The following is a 12880-nucleotide window of genomic DNA, read 5'->3' as shown; positions in this document are numbered from 1 at the left end:
CTTGACCGTCAAGGAAGCTGACGGGTCGGAATCGCACTTGGTACAGGAAGAGCCGGCACACGGGGCCATGCCTTCGTCGCATCGAGTCTGCCGGGCAGCAGGATCCAAAAACGGCCCCGGTGACGAACACCGAAGCCGTTGTCTTGATTTGTGGAGCCTAGGAGATTCGAACTCCTGACATCTGCCTTGCAAAGGCAGCGCTCTACCAACTGAGCTAAGGCCCCTCGATGGTGTCCGGAATTGAGTGCCAGACCTCTGCGCCATGCTGGGTCCGCCATACGAAGCCGGCGGCGACTGCGACCATGGCACCGAGCACCAGCAGAACCAATCTCACGGTGCACCCTTCCGGTGGGGGAGTCGGTGATACCGACTTCCGTGGGCCTAGGAGGACTCGAACCTCCGACCTCTTCGTTATCAGCGAAGCGCTCTAACCGCCTGAGCTATAGGCCCGAAAGTGGCCTTGCGGCCGAGCGATGAGATTACCGTATGGGGACCTCTGCGCCCAAAACGCGACGTCAGTCGCGCCCGCAGGCCTGCCGACTAGTCGCGATCGGCGAGCGTCACCTCAACCCCGCCGACCAGATCGGTCGTCAGGTTGTAGACGAACGCCGCGGCGGTGGCCATGGCCGTCAACAGCACGATGTTGACCAACCCGACGAGGGTCGCGCCGCCGAAAATCGTACTGGCAGAAACCAATTCACCGCCGCTGCCGCCACCACTGGTGAGCAGATCGCCGACATTGCTGTTGAGCTTGCTCCACACACCCATGCCACCGAGGACCAGGTAGAGGAACGCCACCGCGATCATCCAGACGAAGAACAGCGCCACCGACAGCACCAACGAGACCTTCAACACGCTCCACGGATCGACGTGGCGCACCTGCATGCTGGCCCGCACCGGGCCGTCCTGCCGGGCACCCACGCGGCTCCGTGGTGCCGCCGAACGTGCTGGGGCCGGAGAGACGGTGGCGACGGTGCTGCGCGGCTCCCGTGGTTCGCCCGACGCCCGACGCTGCGGCTGGCGGGACAGATCCGGGATCTCGCTGGCGTAGGCGGCCTCGGGCCGCGTCTCCGTCCGAACCGTCTCGGTCGTCCGGACGGGCTTCGGCGGCACGTTGCCCGTCGGAGTCACGGCCGGCACCGGGGGCACCGGCGGGACGTCGGGGGTGACGGCCGGCGTGATGGTCGTCTCGGCTTCGGAGGCCGAACCCCCGCTGCCGCTGACGAACCGGTTGAGCCGGTCATCCAGGCTCTGCGCGGCGGCCGCGGGCGCGTCCGCCGGAGCTCCCGTACGGGCCCGCTGCCAGGGCGGCGCTTCGCCGCCCTGGTCGGCCGCATGGGCGCCGCCACCCGATCCGGCAGGCCCGTTGTTGCTCGCGGGTCCGTCACCGGTACGGGTGTATCCCGGCTCGTTCGGGGAACTCACCTGGCGGCTCCTTCAATCAGTGCGGCTGCGGGCAGCCGCAGCACTACGTTTCGTCGGTCTCGGTCGCGGTTTCGATCTCGGCGTCGATATCGTCGCCACCTTCGGCCTCTTCGGCGTTGCGCGCGACGGCAATCAGTGTGTCGCCCTCACCCAGGTTCATCAACCGCACACCCTTGGTCTGCCGCCCGGCCTTGCGCACCTGACGTGCCGCGGTCCGGATGACACCACCGCCGGAAGTGATGGCGTACAGCTCGGTCTCGTCATCGACGATCAACGCTCCGACCAGACTGCCACGCTTCGGGTCGTACTGAATCGTGAGGATGCCCTTGCCGCCGCGGCCCTGCGCGGTGTACTCGTCGATGGCCGTCCGCTTGGCGTAACCGCCCGCCGTCGCAACCAACAGGTAGGTGTCCGGGATCACGACGTTGAGCGACAGCAGCCGGTCGTCCTCGTTGAACCGCATGCCCTGCACACCGGAGGTGGCCCGGCCCATCGGCCGCAGCGCCTCGTCGGTCGCCGAGAAGCGGATGGACTGGCCGTTGGCGGAAACCAGGAGCAGGTCCTCTTCGGCGGAGCACAGCACCGCGCCGACCAGTTCGTCACCGTCGCGCAGGTTGATCGCGACGATGCCGCCGGAACGGTTCGAGTCGAAGTCGCCCAGCTTGGACTTCTTCACCAGACCGTTGCGGGTGGCGAGCACCAGGTACGGCGCGTCCTCGTAGCTCTTGATCTGGATGACCTGAGCGATGCGCTCTTCCGGCTGGAAGGCCAGCAGGTTCGCCACGTGCTGACCGCGCGCGATCCGCGAGGCCTCGGGCAGTTCGTAGGCCTTGGCCCGGTACACCCGGCCCTGCGTGGTGAAGAACAGGATCCAGTCGTGCGTGGAGCACACGAAGAAATGGTTGACGATGTCGTCCTGCTTGAGCCCGGCACCCTGCACACCCTTGCCGCCGCGCTTCTGGCTGCGGTACAGGTCGGTCTTGGTCCGCTTGGCGTAGCCGGTCTCGGTGATGGTGACGACGACGTCCTCGCGCTGGATGAGGTCCTCGTCCGTGACGTCGCCGTCGGCCGCGATGATCCGGGTACGACGGTCGTCGCCGTACTTGTCGGCGAGCTCCTTGAGCTCGTCGTGGACGATGGCGCGCTGCCGCTCGGGCTTGGCCAGGATGTCCTCGAGGTCGGCGATCTCGGCTTCGATCTTGGCCAGGTCGTCGACGATGCGCTGACGTTCCAGGGCGGCCAGGCGACGCAGCTGCATGTCGAGGATGGCCTGCGCCTGGATCTCGTCGACCTCGAGCAGCTCCATCAAGCCGCCCCGCGCTGCGTCGGCGTTCGGGGAGGCCCGGATCAGCGCGATGACTTCATCAAGGGCGTCAAGAGCTTTCACCAAGCCGCGCAAGATGTGGGCGCGCTCGTTGGCCTTGCGCAACCGGTACCGGGTGCGCCGGTTGATGACGTCGAGCTGATGCGCGACGTAGTAGCGGATCATCTGATCCAGCCGCAGGGTGCGCGGCACGCCGTCGACGATCGACAGCATGTTGGCGCCGAAGCTGGTCTGCAGTTGGGTGTGCTTGTAGAGGTTGTTCAGCACCACCTTGGCGACCGCGTCACGCTTGAGGTCGACGACGATGCGCAGACCCACACGGTCGCTGGACTGGTCCTCGATGTTGGAGATGCCGGCGATCCTGCCGTCGCGCACCTGCTCGGCGATCGAGGTGATGAAGTTGTCGTGGTTGACCTGGTAGGGCAGCTCGGTGATGACGAGCGAGGTGCGGCCCTTGGCGTCTTCCTCGATCTCGACGACACCGCGCATCCGGACCGAGCCGCGGCCGGTGCGGTAGGTGTCGGAAATCCCCTGCGTCCCGACGATTAGACCGTGGGTGGGGAAGTCCGGGCCCTTGACCCGCTCCATGCACGCTTCGAGGGTGGCTTCCTCGTCGGCTTCGTGGTTCTCCAGGCACCAGTACACGGCCTCCGCCAGTTCGCGGAGGTTGTGCGGCGGGATGTTGGTGGCCATACCGACGGCGATACCGCCGGAGCCGTTGGCCAGCAGGTTCGGGAACCGGCTGGGCAGGACGGTCGGCTCTTGCACGCGGCCGTCGTAGTTGGGGATGAAATCGACTGTCTCCTCGTCGATTTCGCGCAGCATCTCCATGGCCAGCGGGGTGAGCCGGGCCTCGGTGTAACGCATGGCGGCGGCGGGGTCGTTGCCCGGCGAGCCGAAGTTGCCCTGGCCGTCGACCAACGGGTAGCGCAGCGACCACGGCTGGGCCATGCGGACCAGGGTGTCGTAGATCGACGAGTCGCCGTGCGGGTGGTAGTTACCCATGGTCTCGGCGACCGAACGCGCAGACTTGGCGTGTGAACGGTCCGGCCGGAAGCCCGAGTCGTACATCGCGTAGAGCACGCGGCGGTGCACCGGCTTGAGGCCGTCGCGGACCTCGGGGAGGGCACGGCCGACGATGACGCTCATGGCGTAATCGATGTAGCTGCGCTGCATCTCCTGCTGGATGTCAACCGGTTCGATGCGGTCGCCCTCGGGCGGCATGGTGTCGGTCATCGAATTCCTTCTCCGGATTGTTTCACGTTAAACATTGATTTTTGGTGGTCGGGCTGAGCCGGACTCACAGTCTCTGGTCGCTAGACATCAAGGAATCGAACGTCTTTCGCGTTCCGGGTGATGAAGCTGCGGCGCGCTTCGACGTCCTCGCCCATCAGGATCGAGAACAGTTCGTCGGCCGCCGCGGCGTCATCGAGGGTGACCTGGCGCAGCACCCGGACGGACGGATCCATCGTGGTCTCCCACAGCTCCTTGGCGTCCATCTCGCCCAGACCCTTGTAGCGCTGGATGCCGTCGTCGGTGTTGATCCGCTTACCGGCGGCCTTGCCGGCCTCGAGCAGGCCGTCGCGCTCGCGGTCCGAGTAGGCAAATTCTGGTTCGCTGCGTTGCCATTTCAGCTTGTACAGCGGCGGCTGGGCCAGGAAGATGTGGCCGTTTTCCACCAGCGGCTTCATGAAACGGAACAGCAGCGTCAGCAGCAGCGTCGAGATGTGCTGGCCGTCGACGTCGGCGTCGGCCATCAGCACGATCTTGTGGTACCGCAGCTTCGACAGGTCGAACTCGTCGTGGATACCGGTACCCAGGGCGGTGATGATGGCCTGGACTTCGTTGTTCTTCAGCACGCGGTCGATGCGGGCCTTCTCGACGTTGATGATCTTGCCGCGCAGCGGCAGGATCGCCTGGAACATCGAGTCGCGGCCGCTCTTGGCCGAGCCACCGGCCGAATCGCCCTCCACCACATACAGTTCCGACTTCGTCGGGTCGGTGGAGCGGCAGTCGGCCAGCTTGCCGGGCAGACCGCCGATGTCTGTCGCGCTCTTGCGGCGCACCAGCTCACGCGCCTTGCGCGCGGCGACGCGGGCCTGAGCCGACGACACCGCTTTGTTGACCACCGTCTTGGCTTCGGCGGGGTTGGCCTCGAACCAGTGGGTCAGCTGCTCGTTACAGATCTTCTGCACGAACGACTTGACCTCGGTGTTGCCCAGCTTGGTCTTGGTCTGGCCCTCGAACTGGGGCTGGCGGACCTTCACCGAGACGACGGCCGCCAGACCTTCACGGATGTCGTCACCGGTGAGGTTGGCTTCTTTTTCCTTCAGCAGCTTCTTGTCGCGCGCGTATTTGTTGACGACGGTGGTCAGCGCGGCGCGGAAGCCCTCTTCGTGGGTGCCGCCCTCATGCGTGTTGATGGTGTTCGCGAAGGTGTGCACCGACTCCGAGTACCCGGCGTTCCACTGCATCGCGATCTCGACCTCGTGGCCTTCGGCCTTGCCGCCGAAATCGATGATGCTCTGCTGGATGGCGCTCTTGGTGCGGTTGATGTGCTTGACGAAATCGACCAGACCATCGGGGTAGTGGTAAACCCGGTGCTTGACCTTCTGCGGACCCGACGCTTCGGCTGCCTTCTCCTCGGCAGTCTTGGGTGCTTCGGCGTGATCGCTGACCACCTCATCGACAACCGCTGCCGCGACGACCCGCTCGTCGGTCAGCTCGATCGTCAGACCCTTGTTCAGGAAGGCCATCTCCTGCAGGCGGCGGGCGATGGTCTCGAAGTCGTAGACCGTGGTCTCGAAGATGTCCGGGTCGGCCCAGAACCGAATGGTCGAACCGTTCTTCTTGGACGGCTCACCCTTGCGCAGCGTGCCGGGGACCGACTTGTCGTAGGTCTGGTGCCACTCGAAACCGTCCTTGTGGATGTCGGCCTCGAGCCGGGTCGACAGGGCGTTGACCACCGAGACGCCAACGCCGTGCAGACCACCGGACACCTGGTAGGCGCCTTCTTCGAACTTGCCGCCGGCATGCAGCACGGTCATGACGACGTCGATGGTCGGGATACCGGTGGCGTGCATCGCGACGGGGATGCCGCGGCCGTCGTCGGTGACCTGGACTCCACCATCCTCGAGGATGCGGACATCCACCTTGGTGGCGAAACCGGCCATCGCCTCATCGACGGCGTTGTCCACGACTTCCCAGACCAGGTGGTGCAGACCGCGCTCGCCGGTGGACCCGATGTACATACCGGGACGTTTACGAACCGCTTCCAGACCTTCGAGGACCTTGATCGAATCGGCACCGTACTCAGCCGGCGCATCCTTCTTTTGGGCAGCCACGTCGGACGCGTCTCCTTGGGGTTCACGGGGCGGTGAGGACACCGCACTCAGATCTGTCGACAGTCTACCGGTAGGGGCCGACGGCACTGACTTTCTGACAGCGTTTTGACACGTCTGTTCGCGCCGTGCGGGGAATTTCTCGGGTGACGTCGCCTCCGGACGCTCCAGGGGCGTCATCTTGGACGCATCGGCGCGCTCAGAGACGCCCGAAATCGGCCTCAGCCGAAGGTGTCGCGGGGACCGCGGGCCCCGTAATTACGCGGGCCCTGCTTCCACGTCGGCCCCGACGGACCCAGGATTTTCAGCGACGTGACGACCCCGTCGCCGACGGCGGCCGCGATTTTCGCCAAAATCTGGGACTGCACCATCCGCAACTGGGTGGCCCAGGCCGTGGATTCCGCCGTCACCGTCAGAATGCCCTCGCGTAGTGAGGTGGGGGAGGCGTGCTCCGCGATCTGGTCGCCGACCACCGTCGACCACTGGCCGAACACCGATCCTTCGGCCATCCGGCCCGACCAGCCCCGGTTGCGGGCCATATCCATGGTGGCCGAGCCCAGCAACTGCGGGTCCCGGCGATCGGGCCCGGGTCCGGACCAGGTGCGCCGGCCGCCGCCGCGGCGAGCCTTGGAGACGGGCGCGTTCCGGCCCCGGCCGACATCTTTTCCTTGACTGCGGGCCGCGCCGCGCGCTTCCTCCAGCGTGCGGCGCACCAGATCCATGCCCTTGAGATGGGCGAGATGCGGTGGCGGGAAAGCACTTTCCGGCAGCTCAGGCTTCGCGGGCTCGTCTGCCCCGTCCGGTTGATTCGCTCGGTCAGCCTCGCTCATGCGTCCACCACCGAAATCCGCCCGCCGTCGTCGTCGTCGCGCATCACCACATTGATCCGGGTGCCGTCCCAGTCTTGGGGAATGTCATCGGGCACCGCGGCAGTGACCAAAACCTGCTCCGCCGATTGTGCCACGTCAGCGAGCGCCCGACGGCGTGCCGAATCGAGTTCGGCGAAGACATCATCAAGGAGCAGGACCGGGTCGGTGCCGTCGGTGCGCAGCAGTTCGTACGCGCCCAGCCGCAGCGCCAGGGCCATGGACCACGATTCGCCGTGGCTGGCAAAACCTTTCGCGAGCTGGTCGCCGAGGCGCAGCTCGAGATCATCGCGGTGCGGGCCGACGAGGCACACGCCGCGCTCGAGTTCCGCGGTTCGGCGCCGCGTGAGTTCGTCGAGCAGTGCGGTCTGATACGCCGCGATGTCGGTCGACCCGGTGCCGGCCTGTTCCTCGACGGCCGCCACGGAACTGCGGTAGCGCACCGACGCGGGCCGCGACGACGGCGCCAGCAGGTGGTAGGCCTTCGTGATCTCCGGGTGCAGTTCGTTGATCAGGTCGACGCGGGCCGCGATCAGCTCGGCCCCGTGACTGGCGAGATGACCGTCCCAGACGTCGAGGGTTTCCAGCGCGCCGGCGTCACTGCCGCGAAAACGGCTGGCACCCGCGGATTTCAGCAACGCGGTGCGCTGCCGGACGACTTTTTCGTAATCCGCGCGCACCCCGCCCAACCGGGGCCGACGGGTGCTGGCCAGTTCATCGAGATAGCGTCGACGCTCCCCGGGATCGCCGCGAACCAACGACAAATCTTCCGGTGCGAACAACACCGCCCGAAGGGCGCCGAGAATTTCGCGGGCCGACCGGACGGGGGAGCGGTTCAGCCGGGCTTTGTTCGCGCGGCCGGCGGTGATGTCGAGATCCACCGCCAGTTCCCGGCCCTCGTTGACGACGATGGTGGACACCACCGCCCGCTCACAGCCAGACCGGATCAAGGGTGCGTCGGACGCCACCCGGTGAGACCCGAGTGTGGCGGTATACCACAGGGCCTCAACGATATTGGTCTTGCCGAAACCGTTCTGGCCGACGAACACGGTCCGACCCGGAGCCAGTTCCAGGTCGAGCCGCGGCCATGATCGGAAGTCGGTCAGGGTGAGCTGTCGAACGAACACCTAGCCGGACTTACTGACCCTCTGCACGGCGTGGCCACCGAACTGATTACGAAGTGCTGCAACGGCTTTCATGGTCGGCGAGTCCTCCTGTCGAGACAGGAACCGCGCGAACAGCGACGCCGCGATGCCCGGCACGGGGACCCGCAACCGGATGGCTTCCTCAACCGTCCACCGGCCTTCACCGGAGTCCTCGGTGTAGCCGCTGATGTCGGCCAACTGGGGATCTTCCTTGAGCGCCTTGGCCAGCAGCTGCTGCAGCCAGGACCGCACGACGGTGCCGTTGGACCAGGCCTGGTACACCGCCTGCGGACTCTTGATCAGTGGCTCGGCGGCGAGCATCTCGTAACCCTCGCCGTAGGCGGTCATCAGCGCGTACTCGACGCCGTTGTGCACCATCTTGGCGAAATGTCCGGCACCGACCGGGCCCGCGTGGACGAAGCCGTCGGCGAGATCTCCCTCGGGCCGCAGCGTCTCGAAGATCGGCATGACGCGCGCGACGTCGTCGTCACTGCCGCCGATCATCAGGCCGTAGCCCTCGGTCAATCCCCAGACACCACCGGAAACCCCGGCGTCGATGAAGCCGATACCCTTGTCCGCCAACAGTTTTGCGTGAATACCGTCTTCGGTGTAGCGGGAGTTACCGCCGTCGATCACCAGGTCACCGGAGCTCAGCACCCCGGCGAGATCCTCGATGGTCTCGCGGGTGATCTCACCCGAGGGCACCATGACCCACACCACGCGCGGCGCTTCGAGCTGCTCGGCGAGGGCCGCGAGTGACGGCACGTCGCTGACCTCGGGCCGCGGGTCGTATCCGATGACTTCGTGGCCGCCACCGCGCAGACGCTCGCGCATGTTGAAGCCCATTTTTCCGAGGCCGATCAACCCCAGCTGCATGTGTGCGTCCTCCGCTATTCGGTTCCGGTCAGCCCGGCAGGCGCACTGGCATCAACAAGTACACGTAGTCGGTGTCCCCGGCGGGGAACGGTCCGGATCCCGAGTACTGATTCTCCCCGGCCGGACGCAACACCGCAGGCTTGCTGGGGGTGGTGAAGCCGAAAGTGACGCGGTCGGCGTGCAGCGAACCCAACCCGTCGGTGAGATAGGTGGGGTTGAACGCGATGGTGAGCGGCTCACCGTAGAACTCGACCGGCAGGTCTTCCTCGGCGCGACCGACGTCGTCGGCACCGGCCGACAGCCGCAGGATGTCGTCGGCGAACTCCATCCGGACCTGGGCACCACGGTCGGCGACCAGCGCGACACGCTTGATGGCTTCGGCGAGCTCGGCGACACCGATGGTGGCCACCGCGGTGTGCTCAGCCGGCAGCAGCTGGCGGAATTTCGGAAATTCGGCATCCAGCAGGCGCGTGGTGGTGCGCTTGCCGTTGCTGCGGATACCCAGCATCCCGTCCTTGCCGACGGCCTGACCGGCACCCAGCGACAGGTGCACCTCGTTGCCGTCGGATCCTGACTTGGCCGACTCCGCGAGGGTCTTGGCCGGCACCAGCACGGCGGCTTCGAGATCCGGCACCGCGGAATTCCACGTGAGCTCACGAACCGCGAGACGGAAGCGGTCGGTCGCCGCCAGGACGACCTTCTCGCCCGAGATCTCGACGCGGACACCGGTCAGCATCGGCAGGGTGTCATCGCGGCCGGCGGCGACCGCCACCTGGCCGATGGCCTCGGAGAAAACGCTGGCGGGCACGACGCCGGTCTCGTCCGGCAGGGCCGGCAGCGCGGGGTAGTCCTCGACCGCCATGGTCGGCAGCGAGAAGCGGGCGCTACCGCAGCTCAGCGCCACCCGGGTGCCTTCGACGCTGAGTTCGACGGGCTTGGCCGGCAGTGCGCGAGTGATGTCCGAGAGCAGCTTGCCCGACACCAAAACGCTTCCAGGAGAAGAGATTTCGGCAGCGACGCGGACTTCGGCGGATACCTCGTAGTCGTATCCGGAGATGGTCAGACCGTCGTCGGAGCCGGTCAGCAGCACACCGGCCAGGACCGGGTTGAGCGGCCGGGACGGCAGGATCCGGGCCACCCAGGCCACGGCGTCGGCGAAATCTTCCCGAACCAGACGGAACTTCAAATCGGTCAGACCCGCTGTCGTCGCCACGTCCATAGCGTCCCTTCGCTGTAACCCCACCACGCTTGCCTGCCGGATCCCGCCGTGAGGCGAAGGCACCACGCATCGGCGTTGGTTCCGGCTATCGAACAACACCGTAGAGCGTTCCGCGTGAAGTTGAAAGCTAAACGATCAGGCCGGAGAGCGCGCGATGACCCCCGGAAACCTGTCGGGATCCGGTTGTCCACCGGGAGTTTCCCCACCGGACTGCTTTTAGAAGAAGATCTAGAGAGATCTAAAGGTATTAGTAATAGGGGTTGTGCACGCTGTGGATGGATCCACGGAGTTGCTGGTGGAGGGCTCACCGGCGGGATCCCGGCCTGTGCGCAGACTGTGCAGGCGCCGTTAATCCAATCCGTGTATTTGTGGAGCGATCTGGCCGTGTGGATTGTTCTGAGCAAAATCCCAGGGTTTATCCCATGTAGTACACAGCGCTGTGCACAGCCGAATCGTGTGACAAAAGATGCCTGTGATGCCAAAGTTTTTTCTGACGAACCGGCACGACGGTGCGAAAATCGGCCTGGATCTCGTCGGATCCGGGCGATGGGAAGAGCACGCTTGTGCCGAAAAACAACACCGGCCCACAGGCGTGATCGCCCGGGGCCGGTGTTGGAAGAGACGGATTCAGTGCTTGGAACGCTGCCGGATCCGGGTGGTGAGCTCTTTGACGTGATCGAAAACCTCACGCCGCGAAGCCATTTCCTTCTTGATCTTGCGCTCGGCGTACATCACCGTGGTGTGGTCGCGGCCGAAGGCCTGGCCGATCCGCGGCAATGACAGGTCCGTGAGCTCCCGGCACAGATACATGGCGATCTGCCGGGAGAGCGCGACGGCGCGGGTCTTTCCGGGGCCGCGAAGCTCCTCGACGCTGGTCTCGAAGTACTCGGCCGTGGCCGCCATGATCGTGGCGATACTGATCTGGGTGGTGCCGGCGTCGGCGATGAGATCTCGCAGCACAATCTCAGCCAGGGACTTGTCGATCATCGTCTTGTTGAGCGACGCGAACGCCGTCACGCGGATCAACGCACCCTCGAGCTCGCGGATATTGCGGTCGATGCGACTGGCAATCAGCTCCAGCACGTCGTCCGGCACATCCAGGCGATCCATCTGCGCCTTCTTGCGCAGGATCGCGATGCGCGTCTCCAGCTCGGGCGGCTGAACGTCGGTGATCAGACCCCATTCGAATCGAGTGCGCAGCCGGTCTTCCAGCGTCGCAAGCTGTTTCGGCGGCCGGTCCGACGAGATGACGATCTGCTTGTTCGCGTTGTGCAGCGTATTGAAGGTGTGGAAGAACTCTTCCTGAGTGCTTTCCTTGCCTTCGATGAACTGGATGTCGTCGACCAGCAGCACGTCGATGTCGCGGAAGCTGCGCTTGAACGACGCCGTCCGGTCGTCACGCAACGAGTTGATGAAGTCGTTGGTGAACTGCTCGGTCGAGACGTACTTCACTCGCATACCCGGGAAGAGCTTCTGCGCGTAATTACCCGCCGCATGCAGCAGGTGCGTCTTGCCCAGGCCCGACTCACCCCAGATGAACAGCGGGTTGTAGGCCCGGGCCGGCGCCTCGGCGATGGCCAATGTCGCGGCGTGCGCGAACCGGTTGGACGCCCCGATGACAAAAGTGTCGAAGGTGTAGCGCCGGTTCAGGCTCAGATCAGCGGATTCGTCGGCGGGCGGCCGGTTGAAATACCGGGGCCAGCTCTCCTCCGCGCTCGAAAGCTCTTCGGTGTCGTCGTCGAGGTCGTCGGCCGCGGTGAGCGGTTCGGGCTCGGGGGCCTCAGCCGGCTCCGACGGCACCGATCGGTCGTCGATGTCCGGGACTGCGATACGAACGCCCAGGTCAACGCGCTGTCCGAGGTGCCGGCTCAACGCGGCGATGATCGGTTCGCGCAGGTGGCGTTCGATCTCGTTCTGGACGAACTGGGTCGGCACCGACAGCAACGCGAAACCTTCGGTCAGCACCAGCGGCTGAACCATGCGCAACCAGGCCCGTTGTTGGGCGGTCAGCGTCGTGGTGCCGCCGAGGTCACCGTTGAGTTCGGCAACCACGCTTTTCCAGATGTCGGTGAACGATGCACCCGGGCTAGCGGTCAACGACTACTACCCCCTCGGAGCCGCCTGACCGGCGGCTCAATAAAACGACGACAATCTGTCCACATAGTTATCCACAGACTGTGGACAAAGTAGAAGAATGCCGTCGTGCTCGTGTTTTGCATGCAGGAAGCCCGCGCGCTGAGGCTCGTCACAGGAACGTCTGTGGGCTCGTAGCGTCGGGACCTCTCTGGCTTGTTGTCTTGCGCCGTCGTACAACGGCATTGGCAGAAGCTAACAAGTTTTCTGTTCGTCCGCCAACCGTTCGGCAACATTGGTTCGAGGTTCTTGGGCGTGTCGGCTTGCCACGTTGCGAGTGTTACAACTGTGACGAGCACAAGCGCGTTCCCGCTGCGCTTCCCTCTCGATGCGGTAACGGTTCCTGACGTGGGACGGCGAGGTTTGACCCGGGGAATCCAGATCAGTACCCTCGAACAGTCGCCCACAAGTGGTGATACGGCTGCGACTGGGGAAGTTCTGCCACGAACTTTATCGGTACCGCGCCGGCTAGCAAGCAAGATGCGTGCGCTTACCAGCGACGACCGTGCCCACCGGCATGACTCGTTCATGTCGGTGGCGAGTGCGGGCGT

Annotated in this window: 8 protein-coding genes and 2 tRNA genes; all 10 read right to left on the bottom strand. The window is 65.2% G+C overall.

Going from position 1 to position 12880, the window contains the following annotated elements; genetic code table 11:
* Window positions 1-151 precede the first annotated feature (151 nt).
* Window positions 152-224: transfer RNA gene (locus tag AC1U2B_RS19435), tRNA-Ala, on the bottom strand.
* 152 nt (window positions 225-376) lie between these two features.
* Window positions 377-450, bottom strand: a tRNA-Ile gene (locus tag AC1U2B_RS19430).
* A gap of 90 nt (window positions 451-540) precedes the next feature.
* A complete protein-coding gene (locus AC1U2B_RS19425) occupies window positions 541-1425 on the bottom strand; it encodes a DUF3566 domain-containing protein (protein ID WP_480218048.1) in 885 nt (294 codons plus the stop codon).
* Between the two features lie 43 nt (window positions 1426-1468).
* Window positions 1469-3985 (bottom strand): DNA gyrase subunit A, encoded by a 2517-nt coding sequence (gyrA, locus tag AC1U2B_RS19420; protein WP_480218047.1) that lies wholly within the window; start codon window positions 3983-3985, stop codon window positions 1469-1471.
* A gap of 80 nt (window positions 3986-4065) precedes the next feature.
* Entirely contained in the window at window positions 4066-6093 is a 2028-nt protein-coding gene (gyrB, locus tag AC1U2B_RS19415; protein ID WP_480218046.1) for a DNA topoisomerase (ATP-hydrolyzing) subunit B, read from the bottom strand.
* A 218-nt stretch (window positions 6094-6311) separates the two neighbouring features.
* On the bottom strand, window positions 6312-6920 hold the full coding sequence (locus tag AC1U2B_RS19410) for a DUF721 family protein (RefSeq protein WP_480218045.1): 609 nt from the start codon (window positions 6918-6920) through the stop codon (window positions 6312-6314).
* Window positions 6917-8083 (bottom strand): DNA replication/repair protein RecF, encoded by a 1167-nt coding sequence (gene recF / locus AC1U2B_RS19405; RefSeq protein WP_043391467.1) that lies wholly within the window; start codon window positions 8081-8083, stop codon window positions 6917-6919. The genes AC1U2B_RS19410 and recF overlap by 4 nt, the downstream gene beginning before the upstream one ends.
* Entirely contained in the window at window positions 8084-8995 is a 912-nt protein-coding gene (gene gnd, locus AC1U2B_RS19400; RefSeq protein ID WP_480218115.1) for a phosphogluconate dehydrogenase (NAD(+)-dependent, decarboxylating), read from the bottom strand.
* 10 nt (window positions 8996-9005) lie between these two features.
* Window positions 9006-10196, bottom strand: coding sequence for a DNA polymerase III subunit beta (gene dnaN, locus AC1U2B_RS19395; RefSeq protein WP_043391472.1), 1191 nt, complete (start codon window positions 10194-10196; stop codon window positions 9006-9008).
* A 627-nt stretch (window positions 10197-10823) separates the two neighbouring features.
* Window positions 10824-12293, bottom strand: coding sequence for a chromosomal replication initiator protein DnaA (gene dnaA / locus AC1U2B_RS19390; RefSeq protein WP_480218044.1), 1470 nt, complete (start codon window positions 12291-12293; stop codon window positions 10824-10826).
* Window positions 12294-12880 lie beyond the last annotated feature (587 nt).

Source organism: Mycolicibacterium sp. P4_G11 (assembly GCF_056555145.1).
The sequence above is the reverse complement of the archived record's forward strand: the minus strand, read 5'-3'. Positions and strand labels throughout refer to the sequence as shown.

Excerpts from the sequence above, each read along its gene's own strand:
- gyrA (WP_480218047.1), bottom strand. The coding sequence starts at position 3,985 with ATGACCGACACCATGCCGCCCGAGGGCGACCGCATCGAACCGGTTGAC.
- AC1U2B_RS19410 (WP_480218045.1), bottom strand. The coding sequence starts at position 6,920 with ATGAGCGAGGCTGACCGAGCGAATCAACCGGACGGGGCAGACGAGCCC.
- dnaN (WP_043391472.1), bottom strand. The coding sequence starts at position 10,196 with ATGGACGTGGCGACGACAGCGGGTCTGACCGATTTGAAGTTCCGTCTG.